Annotated in this window: 14 protein-coding genes and 1 pseudogene; 7 read left to right on the top strand and 8 right to left on the bottom strand. The window is 74.6% G+C overall.

The genetic code is table 11. The annotated features are described in order from the left end of the window. Positions 1-11: 11 nt before the first annotated feature. The 3 genes and pseudogenes from AC3RJ8_RS09725 to AC3RJ8_RS09715 form a co-directional block, all read right to left on the bottom strand. Positions 12-482: a MaoC family dehydratase gene (locus tag AC3RJ8_RS09725; RefSeq protein ID WP_489712444.1), complete on the bottom strand. Its 471-nt coding sequence runs from the start codon at positions 480-482 to the stop codon at positions 12-14. Positions 483-567: 85 nt separating this feature from the next. Continuing rightward, positions 568-1,329 (bottom strand): 3-oxoacyl-ACP reductase FabG, encoded by a 762-nt coding sequence (fabG, locus tag AC3RJ8_RS09720; RefSeq protein ID WP_489712443.1) that lies wholly within the window; start codon positions 1,327-1,329, stop codon positions 568-570. Beyond that, a pseudogene (locus AC3RJ8_RS09715) lies at positions 1,326-2,463 on the bottom strand (zinc-binding dehydrogenase). The gene fabG and the pseudogene AC3RJ8_RS09715 overlap by 4 nt, the downstream one beginning before the upstream one ends. 218 nt (positions 2,464-2,681) lie before the next feature. Here AC3RJ8_RS09715 and AC3RJ8_RS09710 point away from each other — a divergent pair. From AC3RJ8_RS09710 to AC3RJ8_RS09700, 3 genes are read left to right on the top strand one after another with little or no spacing between them, the layout of a single operon-like run. Then, entirely contained in the window at positions 2,682-3,467 is a 786-nt protein-coding gene (locus tag AC3RJ8_RS09710) for a hypothetical protein (protein ID WP_489712442.1), read from the top strand. Continuing rightward, positions 3,464-5,110, top strand: a complete 1,647-nt coding sequence (locus AC3RJ8_RS09705) for a Y-family DNA polymerase (RefSeq protein WP_489712441.1) — start codon at positions 3,464-3,466, stop codon at positions 5,108-5,110. Before AC3RJ8_RS09710 ends, AC3RJ8_RS09705 begins: the two co-directional genes overlap by 4 nt. Further along, entirely contained in the window at positions 5,103-8,657 is a 3,555-nt protein-coding gene (locus AC3RJ8_RS09700) for an error-prone DNA polymerase (protein ID WP_489712440.1), read from the top strand. Before AC3RJ8_RS09705 ends, AC3RJ8_RS09700 begins: the two co-directional genes overlap by 8 nt. Here the strand turns inward: AC3RJ8_RS09700 and AC3RJ8_RS09695 are convergent. Next, positions 8,587-9,021: an ArsR/SmtB family transcription factor gene (locus AC3RJ8_RS09695; RefSeq protein WP_489712439.1), complete on the bottom strand. Its 435-nt coding sequence runs from the start codon at positions 9,019-9,021 to the stop codon at positions 8,587-8,589. The genes AC3RJ8_RS09700 and AC3RJ8_RS09695 overlap by 71 nt on opposite strands. 1 nt (position 9,022) lies before the next feature. Beyond that, positions 9,023-9,667: an SRPBCC domain-containing protein gene (locus tag AC3RJ8_RS09690; protein WP_489712438.1), complete on the bottom strand. Its 645-nt coding sequence runs from the start codon at positions 9,665-9,667 to the stop codon at positions 9,023-9,025. A gap of 67 nt (positions 9,668-9,734) precedes the next feature. On the opposite strand from AC3RJ8_RS09690, the gene AC3RJ8_RS09685 reads away from it, so the two are divergent. From AC3RJ8_RS09685 to thpD, 3 genes are all read left to right on the top strand, one after another. After that, positions 9,735-10,319, top strand: a complete 585-nt coding sequence (locus AC3RJ8_RS09685; RefSeq protein WP_489712437.1) for a GNAT family N-acetyltransferase — start codon at positions 9,735-9,737, stop codon at positions 10,317-10,319. Positions 10,320-10,358: 39 nt separating this feature from the next. Next, complete coding sequence (locus AC3RJ8_RS09680; protein WP_489712436.1) at positions 10,359-11,072, top strand: hypothetical protein; 714 nt, start codon at positions 10,359-10,361, stop codon at positions 11,070-11,072. 157 nt (positions 11,073-11,229) lie between these two features. Then, positions 11,230-12,129, top strand: coding sequence for an ectoine hydroxylase (thpD, locus tag AC3RJ8_RS09675; protein ID WP_489712435.1), 900 nt, complete (start codon positions 11,230-11,232; stop codon positions 12,127-12,129). Positions 12,130-12,240: 111 nt separating this feature from the next. On the opposite strand, the gene AC3RJ8_RS09670 is transcribed toward thpD, so the two are convergent. Further along, the gene (locus tag AC3RJ8_RS09670) at positions 12,241-13,122 is read right to left on the bottom strand and encodes a serine protein kinase RIO (protein ID WP_489712434.1); all 882 of its coding nucleotides are present in this window, start codon (positions 13,120-13,122) and stop codon (positions 12,241-12,243) included. Between the two features lie 220 nt (positions 13,123-13,342). On the opposite strand from AC3RJ8_RS09670, the gene AC3RJ8_RS09665 reads away from it, so the two are divergent. Then, the gene (locus AC3RJ8_RS09665) at positions 13,343-14,074 is read left to right on the top strand and encodes an MBL fold metallo-hydrolase (RefSeq protein ID WP_489712433.1); all 732 of its coding nucleotides are present in this window, start codon (positions 13,343-13,345) and stop codon (positions 14,072-14,074) included. On the opposite strand, the gene AC3RJ8_RS09660 is transcribed toward AC3RJ8_RS09665, so the two are convergent. Both AC3RJ8_RS09660 and AC3RJ8_RS09655 read right to left on the bottom strand, forming a co-directional pair. Beyond that, positions 14,075-14,914, bottom strand: coding sequence for a metal-dependent hydrolase (locus AC3RJ8_RS09660; RefSeq protein ID WP_489712432.1), 840 nt, complete (start codon positions 14,912-14,914; stop codon positions 14,075-14,077). A gap of 63 nt (positions 14,915-14,977) precedes the next feature. Then, entirely contained in the window at positions 14,978-16,834 is a 1,857-nt protein-coding gene (locus AC3RJ8_RS09655) for a glycoside hydrolase family 15 protein (RefSeq protein ID WP_489712431.1), read from the bottom strand. Positions 16,835-16,932: the final 98 nt, after the last annotated feature.

The following is a 16,932-nucleotide window of genomic DNA, read 5'->3' as shown; positions in this document are numbered from 1 at the left end:
CCTGCGGCGCGCTACGGCGTCGGTACGTACAGCGCCAGCGCGTGGGCCACCACGGCCGGCTTTGCGGCGCCCTCGAGCTCGACCGTCACGGTCGAGGCCAGACGGACGCCCTGCCCGGACGGTTCGGCACCGGTGATCTCCACCGTGGCCCGCACCCGTCCGTCGGCGGGTACCGGGGTGAGAAAACGGACCTTGTCGAGCCCGTAGTTGACGGCCATCGCCGTCCTGCCGACCTCGACGAGCTCTCCGGTGAGCTTCGGCAGCAGCGACAACGTGAGGTAGCCGTGGGCGATGGTTCCACCGAACGGCCCGGCGGCGGCGCGCTCGGCGTCGAGGTGGATCCACTGGTGGTCCTCGGTCGCGTCGGCGAACGCGGTGATGCGGTCCTGGTCGATGGTGAACCATTCGCCGGTGGCCTGCTGCCCGACGGCGTCGGCGAGCGCCGCGGGACTCTCGATACGGATCACGTCGGCGGCCGTCACGCCTTGCTCCTCTCGCCTGAGCGCTGTGGTGCCTCGCTCCGGTACGTCTCGTTCCTCGGCGTCCCTGCGCGGGGGCTCCTCGCGCTCACGCCTTCGGCCCGCCGGCGACGTAGAGGACCTGGCCGTTGGTGAAGGATGCCTCCTCCGAGCAGAAGAACGACGCCGCGGCGGCGATGTCCTCCGGCTGGCCGACACGGCCTACCGGGACCTCCTTGGCCATGTGGGCCAGGAAGTCCTCCAGGGGTACGCCGACCCGCTCGGCGGTCTCGGCGATCATGTCCGTGGCGATCACCCCGGGGGCGATGGCGTTGGCCGTGACGCCGAACTTGCCGAGCTCGATGGCGAGGGTCTTGGTGAACCCCTGCATGCCGGCCTTGGCGGCGGCGTAGTTGGCCTGCCCGCGGTTGCCGAGCGCGGAGGTGCTGGACAGATTGACGATCCGGCCCCAGCCGGCGTCGATCATGTGCTTCTGCACGGCCCGCGTCACGAGGAACGCCCCGCGCAGGTGGACGCTCAGCACGGCGTCCCAGTCGTCGGTGGACATCTTGAACAGCAGGTTGTCGCGCAGGATGCCCGCGTTGTTGACCAGGACGGTCGGCGCGCCGAGCTCGGCGACCACGCGCTCGACGGCGGCGGTGACGGACTCCTCGTCGGCGACGTCGACGCCGACGCCGATCGCGCGGTGCCCGTCCGCGGTGAGCTTCGCGGCGGTCTCGGCGGCGACGTCCTCGAGCAGGTCGAGCACGGCCACGGCGTAGCCGTCGGAGGCGAGCCGGGCCGCGGTGGCGGCGCCGATGCCGCGGGCGCCGCCGGTGACGATCGCGACGCGTGCGGTGGGGGAGGTCATGCGGTCTTCCTCTCGTCGAAGGTGATCAGCTGGCGTAGCTCCTCGCCGGCGGCGAGGCGGTCCAGCGCGCGGGGCAGCTCGTCCAGCCCGATGCGGGCCGAGACGAGTCGTTCCAGCGGCAGTCGTCCTGCTCGCCAGAGTTCCACGTAGCGGGGGATGTCGCGGCTCGGGACGGCCGAGCCGAGGTAGGAACCGACGACGGTGCGCGCCTCGGCGGTCAGGCTCAGCGGGGAGATGCTCGCCCGCGCGTCCGGGCCGGGCAGACCGACGGTGACGGTGGTACCGCCGGGGGCGGTCACGGCGTAGGCGGTCTCGAAGGCGCGGGCGTTCCCGGCGGCCTCGACGACGACGGGTGCCCGCAGGTCGTCGTCGAGGGCTTCGGCGGGGGTGAGGGCGCGGGCGCCCAGCTCACGGGCGAGGTCCAGCTTGGCGGGCATCGTGTCGACGCCGATCACCTCGTGGCCGAGCGCGGCGGCCACGAGCAGCGCGGCCATGCCGACCCCCCCCGAGCCCGACGACGGCGACGGCCTCGCCCGTGGCGGGCCGGCCCGCGTTGAGCACGGCGCCGCCGCCGGTGAGCACCGCGCAACCGAGCAGCGCCGCCACGTCCGCGGGGACGTCGTCGGGCACGGGGACCACGGACGTGGCCGACACGACGGCGTGGGTGGCGAAGGCGCTCACACCCAGATGATGGTGCACGTCGGCGCCGTCGCGGTGCAGGCGGCGCACGCCGCCGACGAGCTCGCCGGCGGCGTTGGCGGCGGAGCCCACGGAGCAGGGCAGGCGCCCGTCGGTGGCACAGGCGTCGCAGCGCCCGCAGCGGGGCAGGAAGGTCATGACGACGCGGGTGCCGACGGCGATCCCCGCGTCGGCCGGGTGGTCGGCCCCGGTGCGGGGGCCCACGGCCTCGACGATCCCGGCGGCCTCGTGGCCGAGCAGCATCGGGGTGGGGCGCACGCGGTTGCCGTCGACGACGGACAGGTCGGAGTGGCACAGGCCGGCGGCCTCGATGCGCACGGCGATCTCGCCGGGTCCGGGCGGGTCGAGCTCGAGCGGTCCGACGGTGAGCGGGCGCGAGTCGGCCCAGGGTGCGGGTGCTCCGCAGCGTTCCAGCACGGCACCGGTGATCTGCACGGTACGACCTCCTCGTCGTCGGGTGTCCGGGAACGGGCACTCCTCGCAGCATACCGACCGCGCGGTATGGAGAAAACCTGGACGCCGTCGCAGTCCGGCGTGGCGCTGAGCAGCGCGGTTGACACCGGTCGCGTGCGAGCGTGTACTGAAGCCATGATTCGAACATCAGTTCGAACATGCGGTCCGACCGACTGCTCGACCGCCGGGAGGGAGGCCGCATGAGCGTCGTCCCCGAGGTCCGTCCCGTGCCGGGTCCTGGCCTCCGAGGCGCAGGAGCCCCTCACGACGAGCGCCGCGCACGGGCGCTGGCCGCGCTGCGGGCCGCAGAGCAGGGGAGCGTCCGCCCCGTCCAGCACGAGAGCAAGCCGCCCGTGCCGGTACCGGCACCGGATGCCGGCGCCACCCCGACCCGTCCGGTGCACCCCGCCCTCGCCCCGCTGCTGCCCGGCGGGCTGCCGACCGGCGGGGTCCTCACCGTGCATGGCTCGACCAGCCTGCTGCTCGCCCTGCTGGCCACCACCTCCCGCGACGGCGCCTGGGTGGCCTTCGTCGGCGCGCCCGCCGTCGGGATGCTCGCCGCCGCCGACGTCGGGATCTCGCTGGAGCGCACCGCCGTCGTCCCCGACCCGGGCCCGGACGCCCCCGCCGTGCTCGCCGCGCTGCTCGACGGCATGGACGTGCTCGTCGTCGGACCGCGGGCCGCGCTCGCCGACGCCGACCGCCGTCGCCTCGCCGCCCGCACCCGCCAGCGTGACGCCGTCCTGGTCAGCACCGAGCGGTGGCCCGGCGCGCACGTCGTGCTCGACGCCCGCGGCGGGGCCTGGTCGGGCGCTGACGCCGGCGCCGGGTGGTTGCGCCGACGCACCCTGTCGGTGCTGCGCACCGGACGGGGAGCCGCGGCCCGGCCCGTGGAGATCGACGTCGAGGTGCCGGTCGGCGGCGACCTTCCCGCACCTGCCGCGCCGGGCGGGTTCGTCGGCGAGCGCCGATTGAGGATCGCATGAGCGTGAGGAGCCCCCGCGGAGGGGCGGCGAGCACCCGTACCGCGGTGCTCTGGGTGCCGGACTGGCCGGTCGTCGCCGCACTGGCCGCCGCCGGGATCGACGCGCACGTGCCCGCCGCCGTCCTGGGTGCGCCGTCGCGGGGCGGGACGACGGCGGGACGCAGCGTCGTGGCGACCTCCGCCGTCGCACGCAGCGCCGGGGTGCGCCGCGGCATGCGCCGCCGCCAGGCGCAGGAGGCCTGCCCCGACCTGGTGCTGCTGGAGGCCGACGACGAACGCGACGCCCGGACCTTCGAGCCCGTGGCGGCCGCGGCCGAGACCGTCGTGGCAGGCCTCGAGGTCGCCCGCCCCGGCCTGCTGCTCCTGCCCGCCGGCGGCGCGGCGCGTTACCACGGCACCGAACGGGCGCTGGCCGAACGGCTCGTCGCCGCGACGGCCGAGGAGGGTCACGAGTGCCAGGTGGGGGTGGCCGACGGTCTGCTCGCCGCGGTGCTCGCGGCCCGGGACGACGCCGTCGTACCGCCCGGCGGGTCCTCGGAGGCTCTGGCGGCCCGGCCCGTCGGCGAGCTCGTGCACGCCGTGTGCGACCCGGGCGTGATCGCCGCCGTGCGGGACGCGGTCGGGCTGTGGTGGCGGCTCGGGCTGCGCACGCTCGGGGACCTGGCGGCCCTGCCCGCGGCGAGCGTGTCCGCCCGGTTCGGTGACCTCGGCGCCTGGGCGCACCGGTTGGCCCGTGGCGAGGACGAGCGCCCGCCCGCCCGACGACGTCCCGAGGCCGACCTGGCCGTCGCCACCGAGCTCGACCCGCCCGCCGACCGCGTGGACGTCGCCGCGTTCGCCGCCCGCCGGCTCGCCGAGGAGCTGCACGCGCTGCTCGTCGCCCACGGGGTGGCCTGCGGGCGCCTGCGCATCACCGCGCGCACGACCGAGGGCGAGCTGGAGCGGCTCTGGCGCACCGACACCGCGGCCGGAGGGCTGCCCGCCGCGCGGATCACCGACCGGGTGCGCTGGCAGCTCGAGGGCTGGCTGACCGACGACGCGCGCCGGCGTACCGGGACCGAGGGATCGCCCCAGGTCGCGCCGCTGGTGCACCTCGCGCTCGCCGCCGAGGACGTCGCCCCCGCCGGCACGCACCAGCCCAGCCTGTGGGGAGCGGACGCCGGGCAGGACGCCCGTGCCCGCCAGGCCTTGGACCGTGTCCAGGGGCTGCTCGGCGGCGACGCCGTGCTCACCGTCCGGCGCGCCGGCGGGCGCGACCCGCGCAGCCGCGTCCGGCTCGTGCCCTACGGCGAGGACACCGCCGTCGACCGGCCTGCCGACCGGCCGTGGCCGGGTGCGCTGCCCAGCCCGGCCCCCGCCACCCTGCTGCCCGAACCTGCGGCCGCGCGCCTGCTCGACGCCGCCGGCAGCGACGTCGTCGTCGACGCCCGCCTCGCCCGTGACGGCGACCCCGCCCGGGTGCGCTGGGACGACGGCGAGCACGACGTCGTCGGCTGGGCCGGTCCGTGGCCGCTCGCCGAACGGTGGTGGGCGCCGGACGGCGGCACCCGGCGCGTGCACCTGCAGGTGCTGCTCGACGACGGGCGGGGGTTGCTGCTGGCCCAGGTCGGCGGCGCGTGGCAGGTGGAGGCCGTCTATGACTGAGGCGGAGCGGAGCCGCAGGCTCAGGCATCGACGGGCATCGCCTGAGCCGCGCTACGCCGAACTGCACGCCCACTCGGCCTTCAGCTTCCTCGACGGCGCCAGCCACCCGGCCGAGCTCGCCGCGGAGGCCGACCGGCTCGGCCTGGAGGCGCTCGCCCTGACCGACCACGACGGGCTGTACGGCGTGGTGCGCTTCGCCGAGGCGGCCCGGGCCATCGGGCTGCCCACCGTGTTCGGGGCCGAGCTGCACCTGCCCGCTCCCGTTCCCGGCGGGGCGCCCGTGCTCGACGACCCCACCGGGGTGCCGGACCCGCGGGCCACCCACGTGCTGGTGCTGGCGCGTGGCGCGGACGGCTACCGCCACCTGTCGCGTGCCATCGCCACCGCCCACCTCGAGGCGGGCGCCAAGGGCCGGGCCCGCTACGACCTCGACCGGCTGGGCCAGGAGGCCGACGGGCAGTGGCTGGTGCTCACCGGGTGCCGCAAGGGCGCCGTGCGGCGTGCCCTGGACGGGGTTGTCGACGCCGGCGCCGTGACGGGATCTGACCCGCTGCGGGCCGCGCGCCGCGAGCTCGACCGGCTCACCGCCGTCTTCGGCCACGACAACGTCGCCGTGGAGATCACCGCCACCGGCGACCCGCGCGACGCCGACCGGCACGACGCCCTCGCAGCGCTGGCGAAGGAGGCGGGGCTGCCGCTGGTCGCCACCACCGCGGCCCACTACGCCCGACCGCGCGACGCCGACCTGGCCGGGGCGCTCGCGGCCGTGCGGGCCCGCTCCTCCCTCGACGACCAGGACGGCTGGCTGCCCGGCGCCCCGACCGCGCACCTGCGTTCGGGCGCCGAGATGGCCCGCCTGCACCACCGGCACCCCCAGGCCGTCCCGACGGCGGCCGCGCTGGCCGCCGAGTGCGCGTTCGACCTGCACCTGGTGGCACCGAACCTGCCGCCGTACCCGGTGCCGGCGGGCCACGACGAGGCGAGCTGGCTGCGCGAGCTGGTGCGCCGCGGGGCCACGGAGCGCTACGGCCCGCGCCCCGGGCCCGGCAGCACCGGACGGGAACCGAAGGCGTGGGCGCAGATCGACCACGAGCTGCGGGTCATCGAGCAGCTCGGCTTCCCCGGGTACTTCCTCGTCGTCTACGACCTGGTGGAGTTCTGCCGCCGCGAGGGCATCCTGTGCCAGGGGCGGGGGAGCGCCGCCAACTCCGCGGTCTGCTACGCCCTGGGGATCACCGCCGTCGACGCCGTGCACCACGGCCTGCTGTTCGAACGGTTCCTCGCCCCGGAGCGGGACGGGCCGCCGGACATCGACATCGACATCGAGTCGGGACGGCGCGAGGAGGTCATCCAGTACGTCTACACCCGGTTCGGGCGCACGCACGCCGCCCAGGTCGCCAACGTCATCTCCTACCGGCCCCGCTCGGCGGTGCGCGACGCCGCCCGGGCGCTCGGGTACGACGTCGGGCAGCAGGACGCCTGGTCCAAGTCCATCGAGCGCTGGGGATCGCTGCGCGGCCCCGATCCGTCCAGCCCCGCCGCGGACGCGAAGGCCCGCGACGCCCGCGCGGCCGCCGGGGCACCGGTCACGCGCCGGGAGGAGAAGAGGGCGCGGGTGGCCGCCCAGTGGGGAGGTACGGGCGCCGCCCGGTTCGTGGACGCCCTGGCGGAGGACGCGAGGCGGGCCGACGACGCGCACGACGTCGTGCCGGCGCACGCCCCGCCGTCGGCCGAGCAGGAGGGGCACATCCCCGAGCCGGTGCTGGATCTCGCGGAGCGCCTGCTGCGTCTTCCCAGGCACCTGGGCATCCACTCCGGGGGCATGGTGATGTGCGACCGGCCCGTCATCGAGGTGTGCCCGGTCGAGTGGGCGCGGATGGAGGGCCGCACGGTCCTGCAGTGGGACAAGGAGGACTGCGCGGACGCGGGCCTGGTGAAGTTCGACCTGCTGGGTCTGGGCATGCTCACCGCGATCCGCTACGCCTTCGAAACGGTCGAGCGGCACACGGGCCGGCGCCTGGAGCTGCACACCCTGCCCCAGGACGACCCGCGGGTCTACGACCTGCTCTGTGCGGCCGACACCGTCGGGGTGTTCCAGGTCGAGTCCCGCGCCCAGATGGCCACCCTGCCGCGGCTGCAGCCCCGAAAGTTCTACGACATCGTCGTCGAGGTCGCCCTCATCCGGCCCGGCCCCATCCAGGGCAACTCCGTGCACCCGTACATCGAACGGTCCCGGGGCCGCCAGGAGGTGACCTACCTGCACCCGCTGCTGGAACCGTCGCTGCGGCGGACCCTGGGGGTGCCGCTGTTCCAGGAGCAGCTCATGCAGATGGCGATCGACGTCGCAGGGTTCAGCGCGGCCGAGTCCGACCAGCTGCGGCGGGCGATGGGGTCCAAGCGGTCGGTGGAACGCATGGAGGCGCTGCGGGACCGGCTGTTCACCGGGATGGCCGAGCGCGGCGTGCCGCCCGAGGTCCGCGAGGAGGTCTACGACAAGCTCAAGGCGTTCGCCGACTTCGGCTTCCCCGAGTCGCACGCCTACTCCTTCGCGTTCCTGGTCTACGCCAGCTCCTGGCTCAAGGTGCACCACCCCGAGGCGTTCTTCGCGGGGCTGCTCGCCGCGCAGCCGATGGGCTTCTACTCCCCGGCCTCCCTGGTGGCCGACGCCCGCCGCCACGGGGTGCGGGTGCTGCGCCCGGACGTCAACGCCTCGGGGGCGCTCGCGGGTGTCGAGGCGGTGCCCGACGGCGGACGGCCGGAGGGTGGAAGACCCGATACGCCCGGCGAGAGCGAGGAGAGCACGGTGGGCAGCGGAGCAGTGCGGCTCGACGTCGACGGCGGGCTCGCCGTCCGGCTCGGCCTGGCGGGCGTGCGCGGGCTGGGCACCGACGTCGCCGAGCGGATGGTCGCCGAGCGGGAAGCCCGCGGGCCGTTCGTCGACCTGCACGACCTGGTCCGGCGCGTCGAGCTGTCCACCGCGCGCCTGGAGGCGCTGGCCACGGCCGGAGCCCTGGCCCCGCTCGGGGTGACGCGGCGCGAGGGGCTGTGGGCCGCGGGCGCGCTCGGGCAGGAGGGCCCCGCCACGCTCGAGGGCGTCAGCGTCGGGGTGGCGGCTCCCGCGCTGCCGGGCATGGACCGCCTCGAGATCGACGTCGCCGACACCTGGGCCACCGGCATCATGCCCGACACCACGTCGCCGCTGGAGCACGTGCGTGACGGGTTGGATCGTCAGGGCGTGCTCACGGTGGCCGCGGCGATGGCGACCGAGCCGGGGCGACGCGTCGCCGTCGGCGGGGTCGTCACCCACCGGCAGCGGCCCGGCACCGCCGGCGGGGTGACGTTCCTGTCCCTGGAGGACGAGACCGGACTGCTCAACGTCATCTGCACCCCGGGCCTGTGGCGGCGGTTCCGGACCGTGGCGCGCGGGGCGCCGGCCCTGGTGGTGCGGGGGCAGGTGGAGCGGTCCGACGGCGCGGTCAACCTGCTCGCCGAGCACCTCGCCGCGCTGCGCCTCCCGGTGACGACCCGGTCGCGTGACTTCCGCTGAGGTCGTCCGCCGTCGCCTGGCGGCGTGCGCGGCGGCCGCGGACGAGCTCGGTCTCCAGCGCGTCCAGGGGCTGGGAGAACGGGTCGACCAAGGTGGCCAGCCATCCGCGGGCGACGTCGATCCCGGCGTCGTCGACGCGATAGAGCCGCCGGGCACCCTCGGCGCGCACGCTCACCAGCCGTGCCTCGCGCAGGGTCCGCAGGTGCTGGGAGACGGCCGGCTGCGAGATCTCCCGTTCGGACCGCAGTGCGGTGACCAGCGCCCCGGCGCTCGCCTCGCCGGCGTCGTGGACGAGGCGGAGCAGCCGTCGGCGGACCGGGTCACCGAGCGCGGCGAACACCGGGTCCGACGCCGGTCCGGTCATCTCAGGCCTCGGGCACGGTGGTGTAGAAGGCGACGGTGCGCTCGGCCGCCGCCTGCGCGGCCTCCGGGTCGTCGCCGTCGGCCGCGGCCGCCTCGCCCCACGCCGTGGCCGCAGCGCGGACGAAGGCGACGCCGTCCGGCGAGACGCTCCAGGCGTCGGCCTCACGCGGGTCCCTGCCGGCCCCGGTGTCGAGGTGCAGGCCGAGGCCCAGGAGCGCGAGGTCCCAGCCGACGCCGCTGGCCCCTGGGCCGTACTGCTCCCAGAACTCGGGCTGCACCGGTGCCTCGTGGACGAGCTCGAGGACGGTGTCGTCGCTCGACCCGGTCAGCGTGACCTGCAGCCAGGAGACGTCCCCGCCGAACTCCCACGTGACCGAGAACGACTCGGGGGCGTCGCACCGCTCGACGGTGCCGCCGGCGTTGCCCTCGAGCTGGTAGCGCCCGCCGGGCGTCAGGTCACCCTCGACGGGCAGGAACCAGCGCGGGAGTCGTGCCGCGGAGGTGAGGGCGTCCCAGACGTCGTGGCGGTCGGCAGCGTAGGTGCGCCGGGCGACCACGACGCGGGTGGGCCCGCCGTCGCGCTCGCTGCTGCGGACCTCGCGGACGACGAGCCCGGCGGTGGTGACGGGGTCGATGTCGATGCTCATGATGCCTCCTTTATAAGTGGACGCTTATACGGTACGCGATGTCGGTCGCTCCGGCTAGCGTCGAAGGATGGTCGACGTACAGGTCGTGCCCGCGACCCAGAGCCGGTTCGACGACGTGGCGGCGCTGCTCAACCCCCGAGGGCGCGAGCAGGCGTGCTGGTGCCTGCACTGGCGGATGCCCCCACGTCTGCCGGTCGACGGGCGCGAGGAGCACCTGCGCGAGCTGTGTGCGCACCAGCCGCCCGGGCTCCTCGCCTACCTCGACGACCCGGCGCAGAACGCCGTCGGCTGGGTCGGGCTCGCGCCCAGGTCGGCCGCCGGCTCGCTGCAGCGCTCGCGCGTCCTGCCCCGCGGTGAGCCGGAGCACTGGGACACGACCTGGGTGGTGATGTGCTTCGTCGTGCGCGTCGGGTACCGCCGACGTGGCGTGGCCAGGGCGCTGCTGCACGGAGCGGTCGAGCACGCACGATCCCGCGGTGCGCGCGCCGTCGAGGGTTTTCCCGTCGACGGCGAACCGGGAGCCCGTGTCCCGGTGAGCGCGGCGTTCGTCGGGACCGTCCCGCTCTTCGAGTCCGAGGGCTTCGAGAGGATCGGCGACACCGCTGCCACCAGCGGCAGGCTGCCGCGGTGGTGGCTGCGACGCACGCTCTGAACGGGACGTGCGCTCGCCGACCTGCCAGGATGGCGGACCATGAACCGGCGACGGACGATCTTGACGACCTGCACGGCGGCCGCCGTGCTGACGCTGGCGGGCTGCGCGGACCTCATCGGCGGGTCGTCGGCCGAGCCGTCCGCCTCGGCGGGACCGGCCGACCCGGCGACGATCGCCGAGCGTGCGGCGTACTACGGCGTCGTGCCCGAGCAGGTGCTGACCGTCGACGTCGAGGGTCTGACGTCGATCTCGCACGCCGGGGGAGCGTACGGCGCCGACGGGTACTCCGCCGTCTTCTCCGACGTCGCGGCCGGCGACGCGGTCATGCTCTCCGCCATGACGGGCGAGATCTCGGCGCAGACGTGCCCCGACCTGGCGGTGCACACCGCGGACTCGACGTCGGAGGGGCCGGTCGAGTGCACGGTGGACGGTGAGGCGTTCCACCGCACGGCAGGCGAGGCGCAGGAGTACGCCGTCCAGCGGGACGACGCGATCGTGCGCGTCGCCGGCACAGGGGTGGACCCCGAGGTGCTGCGTGCGGCGCTGGAGTCCGTGCGCGTGCCCACCGTCGAGGAGCTGGACACGCTGCTGCCACCCGCGCCGTCGAGCACGGCCAGCAGCAGCCCGGGGAGCGGTACGGGGGACGGTGCTCCCGGCACCGGCACGGACGGAGGTGTCGAGGGGCCGGTCGAGCGCGGCGACCTGCCGCCCGGTGACGGGGCTCCCGACAACAGCGTGGGCGTCGGAGGCTGATCGGCGACCACCGGGCACGCCGATTTGCTACCGGGCACCCTTCCGCGTTCCGATGGGCACGTGCGCGTGCTCGGGTCCTGATCGACTGACGGGCGACGAGCACGCCGCGAGCATGAGACGCCGCGATCCCGGGACGATCCGGGAGAAGGGATGACCCATGACCGCCATGACGGAAACCATGACGGACCTCTACCCGAGCAGGCTCGCCGAGCCGGGCGAGGTCATCGAGCGTCAGCACCCCACCGTGTGGGGGACGGCCGACGACGGCCCGTTCGACGCCGCCGCGCTGGAGGCGCACTCCGAGCGCGGGTTCACCATCCTGCAGGACTTCATCACCCCCGGTGAGGTCACGCAGTACAGCGCCGAGCTGGAGCGGCTCGCCTCCGACACGTCCCTGCAGGACGACCACCGGGTCGTCCGGGAGAAGACGTCGGGCGACGTGCGCTCCGTCTTCGAGGTGACGAGGCTCAGCGAGCAGATCGAGGCGCTGAGCCGCGACCCGCGCCTCGTGGACCGGGCTCGCCAGCTCCTCGGCTCGGACGTCTACCTGCATCAGACGCGGGTGAACTACATGCCGGGCTACAAGGGCACCGGGTTCTACTGGCACTCGGACTTCGAGACCTGGCACGCCGAGGACGGCATGCCGACGCCGCGCGCAGTGAGCTGCTCGATCGCCCTGACGCCGAACTACCCCTACAACGGCGGGCTGATGGTGATGCCCGGCTCGCACCGCAGCTACGTGCCGTGCGTGGGCGAGACCCCGGAGAACTACCACCAGGACTCGCTCAAGGAGCAGAAGATCGGCGTCCCGAGCGAGGAGGCCATCACCGAGCTGGCCTGGAAGTACGGCGTGGACCAGTTCACCGGTCCGGCCGGGTCGGCGCTGTGGTTCGACTGCAACATCATGCACGGGTCCGGCAACAACATCACGCCGTTCCCGCGCTCGAACATCTTCCTGGTGTTCAACAGCGTCGAGAACGCGCTGACCGAGCCGTACGCGGCGCCGGCGCCCCGTCCGACGCACATCGGCAACCGCGACTTCACGCCGCTGCGGTAGTCCGGGAGCGGGGCTGGTCCGGGCACGCGCTGCCCGGACCAGGTCCGCCGCCGGTCTCTGCCCGGTGCCCGGCGTCGGCACGACCTTCCCGGTCGTGCCGACGCCGGCGCCTCACCACGCCTGGGCGAAGACGTCGGCGAACAGCTCGTCCACGTCGACCTCCAGCCCGCGCGCGGCGAACCACGCGCAGACGTTGCGGCAGTCGCGGTGCAGCAGGTCGGCACCGAACGGGTTCGCCACCAGGTCCACCACCTGCGGCAGGTCGATGACGACCAGCCGCCCGCCGTCGGAGGAGCCGGCCGTGTCGAACGCGTCGACGAGGATGTTGTACGGGGACAGGTCGCCGTGCGCCCAGCCGAGCCGGGCCAGCACGCTCATCGCCCGGTGCAGCTGGTCGAACCAGTCCGCCAGGACGTCGTGCTCCGGTCGCAGCCGGGCCAGCCGCGGAGCGGCCTCGTACCCGCCGTCGTCGGTGCGGTGGCCGACGAACTCCAGGAGCAGCTCGGTGCCGTCGACCTGCACGGGGTAGGGGACCGGGGCTCCCGCGTCCCAGAGCTGGCAGAGGGCCGAGAACTCAGCGTCGGCCCACCGCGTCGCCGCCACCCGGCGGCCCCATGCGGACCGGCGGTCCTCGACGGCCCGCTGGTCGCGGGTGCGCCGCGCCCGGCGCCCCTCGGTGTACGTGGAGTCGCGGTGGAACTGCCGGTTCTCGCGGCCGCGGTACCGCTTGGCGGCGAGGACGCTGTGCTGCCGGACGTCGTCGGGCACGGCCCGTTCGACGAGGAAGACGTCGGCCTCCTTGCCGGTCTTGAGGACGCCGAGCTCGGTGTCGAGTGCGGCGTCGGCCGTGACGACCCAGTCCGGCCGGGGCTCGGGGCCGTGCTGCCCCTTGGTGACGGAGGTCCAGGTGGACCATCGTTGTCCCGGACCGGGCTCGGTCACGACGGTCGGGGTCATCGGGGTCAGCAGCGGATCAGGGATGTGCTGGTGCACGGAGGGCTCCTCGAGGAGAGGAGGAGCGGCCGACGGCGGCTCCTCAGCAGGCGGTGGTGACGCCCCGTGCCGAGAGATGCGGCAGGGCGTGCGTGGCGACGTCCATGGGTCGGCCCTCCGTCCGTGCGGGCGCACCTGCTGCGCCGTTCCTGGCGAGACTGTCAGCGTCGGCAGGCGCCCGTCCAAGGTATTTCCGTACTGCTTTCCGTACGGTGGGCGGATGGGGTTCGTACCGGTCGCCGACGGCGTGCTCGTCCGCACGAGCCGGCGGCTCGCCACCACCTCGACGCTGGTTCTCGGTGAGCGCACGTCCGCCGGCCGGGCCGCGCTGCTGGTGGACCCTGCCTGGGAGCCGGACGAGCTGTCGGCGATCGCGGCCGAGGTCGCGACGCTCGGTGCCCACGTGGTGGCGAGCTTCGCGACGCACGCGCACCACGACCACCTGCTGTGGCACCCCGCTCTCGGGGACGTCCCGCGCTGGGCGACCGCCCGGACGGTCCGCACCGCGCAGGACGAGCACGACCGGCTGGTGGCGGAAGCGCTCCTGGACGTCGCGCGGTACGGCGGGCGGGACCACACCCGTGAGGTGCTCGACCTGCTGGGACGTGTCGAGGAAGTCCCGGGCCTTGCGACGTCGCTCCCGGACCTCGGCGGACTGCTGCCCGCGGTGCAGGTCCTGGAGCACGACGGTCACGCCCCGGGGCACGCCGCCCTGTGGGTGCCCCGCAGCGGGGTGCTCGTCGCCGGTGACCTGCTCAGCGACGTCGAGCCGCCGCTGCCGGACGACGAGATCACCGGCGCGTCGGACGCGGCGACCTACCGTGCGGCGCTGGACCGGCTCGAGCCGTTCGTGGCCAGGGCCGGCGTCCTGGTGCCCGGGCACGGCACCTGGACCGCCGACCCGCAGCGCCGGCTCCGGCGGGACCGCCGGCTCCTGGCGTCCTCGGGCTGATCAGGACCCGAGCAGCGACTCTCCCGCGGACACCACGAGCCCGGTGGCCGAGCTCCAGGCCGTCGCGGTGTCGAACCCCATCTGGTCGAGCATCGCCCAGGCGACCCCGAGCACGGCGTAGGCGCTGACCGGCGTCATCAGGGCCCACTCGCGCCACGAGCCGGCGTCGCCGAGCAGCGGCACGGAGATGTTGCCGCGAGGGCTCCACATGTCGTCGAACGGCAACCAACGGTGCCGCCGGACCCAGCGCGGCGACCGGATGCGGACGGGCCACAGCAGCGGGACGCCGCGGGTGGTGAGCATGTCGCCGACGATGTGCACCGCGCAGCCCAGCCCGACGCAGAACGGCATCCAGTACCACTCCTCGGGGGCGAAGACGGCGACGAACGCCGCCAGGGAGACCGACAGGCTCCAGGTCCACCACCGGCGCTGCCCGGTGAGCTTCAGTGCCCGCACGGCGAACGCGATGAGCAGCACGGCCATGATGCCGGGACCGACGAGCACCTCGCCGAACTGCTCGGTGCGGACCGTGACCAGGCTCATCGCCCAGGCGATCGCGGTGAACACCGCCACGCCGACGATCGAGTGCGTTGCGTTGCGGTGCCCGCCGGCGATGGTGGACACCATCTTGGTCACGCCTTCCGACACGGGAGGCAAGGAGTGCGAGATCGTGCCGTTGTGATGGTCGGCGTCCGGCAGGAGCGCGGCTCCGGCGCACACCAGCGCGCCGGTCATGACACCGACGTCCGAGACGGGGTACCAGCCGAAGGCGATCGGGGTCGAGGCGGTGACGGCCACCCAGGCGGCCGCTCCCGAGGCGGCATGGTGCCCACCCATCATGGCGTGCGTGCTCCTTCGTCCGGTCTGCTCCCGATGACCGTTTGGTCCGGGCCGCAGGGAACGCTACACGGGGTCACCCACGTCCCGGAGACGGGCCGGTGCCTGCTCGGGGATCCCGGCCGCCTGGGCACCGGGCGCGGTCTTCCCGGACAGCACACGGGCGGAGTTGACGAGGCCGAGGTGGCTGAACGCCTGGGGGACATTGCCGAGCTGGCGTCCGGCGCCGACGTCGTACTCCTCGGCCAGCAGCCCCAGGTCGTTGCGCAGCGTGAGGAGTCGTTCGAAGAGCGCTCGCGCCTCGGCGGTGCGCCCGATGCCGTGCAGCGCGTTGACGAGCCAGAAGCTGCCGACCAGGAACGTCCCCTCGCCGCCGGGCAGCCCGTCGACGCGGTCGTCCGCGTGGGTGTGGTAGCGCAGCAGCAGGCCGTCCTGGGAGAGCTCGCGCTGGACCGCGTCGACCGTCCCCACGATCCGGGGGTCGTCCCAGGGCAGGAACCCGACCCGCGGGATGAGCAGCAGGGAGGCGTCCAGGCCGTCCGAGCCGTAGAACTGCGTGAAGGTGTTGCGCCGCGGGTCGTAGCCCCGGGTCAGGACGTCGGCGCGGATCGACGCGCGCAGGGATCGCCAGTCGTCCACCGGCCCGTCGAGACCGAAGTCCTCCACGGCGCGCACCATCGCGTCGACACCGGCCCAGGCCATGACGCGCGAGTGGACGAACGGCCGGCGGGGGCCCCGCACCTCCCACAGGCCGTTGTCCAGGTCGTCCCAGTGCCCCTCGAGGAAGTCGAGGAGGGCCTTCTGCAGGTTCCACGTGTCCGCGTCGTCCGGCAGGCCGGCGGCACGTGCCAGGTGCAGGCCCATGAGGGTCTCGCCCCACACGTCGAGCTGGAGCTGCCCGGCGGCACCGTTGCCGACCCGCACCGGGCCGCTCTGCTCGTAGCCGGGCAGCCAGTCGAGGGTCAGCTCCGGGATCCGACGGCGGCCGTCGAGCCCGTACATGATCTGCAGGTCCGCCGGGGACCCGGCCACGGCGCGCAGCAACCACTCACGCCAGGCGCGGGCGGCCGCCGTGTGGCCGGTCCCGAGCAGCGCCAGCAGGGTGAAGGTCGCGTCGCGCAGCCAGCAGAACCGGTAGTCCCAGTTGCGCGGACCGCCCAGCTGCTCGGGCAGCGACGTGGTGGCCGCCGCGGCGATGGCACCGGTGGGGGCGTAGGTGAGCGCCTTGAGGGTCAGCAGCGAGCGGCGTACCGGCTCCTGCCACCCGCCGTCGTACCGGGTCTGTGCGATCCAGTCCGCCCAGAAGTCGAGGGTGTCGGTGAGCCCGTCGAAGGGGTCGGCCGAGCGGGGCGCGGGCAGGTGGGAGCGGTGGTACGTGAGCACGAAGGGCACCCGCTCGCCGGCCGAGACCTCGAAGCGTGCGCGCACCACGCCGTCTGCGAGCTCGTGCGGTACCGGCGCGGACAGGGTCAGCGCGTCCGGGCCGGCGACGACGCCGATGCCGCGGGCGCCGGGCGGGTCGTCCGCGCGGGACACCCACGGCAGGACGCTGCCGTAGTCGAACCGTGGTGCGAGCCGGCCCTCCATGGGGACGCGGCCACGCAGCCCTTCGACCACGCGCACGATGTCCGGGGCCTCGCCGCGCGGTGGCATGAAGTCGGTCACACGGACGTGCCCCTCCGGGGTCTCCCACTCCGTCTCCAGGACGAGCGACTCTCCTCGGTACCGCCGCCGCGTGCACGGGCCGCCGGAGGCGGGTGCCAGGCTCCACGACCCGTGCCGGTCGTCGCCGAGGAGGCTCGCGAAGCAGGCGGGCGAGTCGACGTCCGGCAGGCAGAGCCAGTCGATCGACCCGTTCCTGCCGACGAGGGCGACCGTCTGGAGGTCGCCGATGATGCCGTAGTCCTCGATGCGCTGGGACATGATCGTCCACCGTAGGTCGGGGCCGTGACCTGCGCCACGGCGGGACGGTTTGCAGGTCCAGGCACCTGCCGTGCTATGTTTTTCACCGCACCGAAACG

It is taken from the genome of Isoptericola sp. MSGPD8_1_ISO-PGPR-S23-394 (genome assembly GCF_058072785.1).
This window is presented reverse-complemented; position numbering and strand designations above follow the sequence as displayed.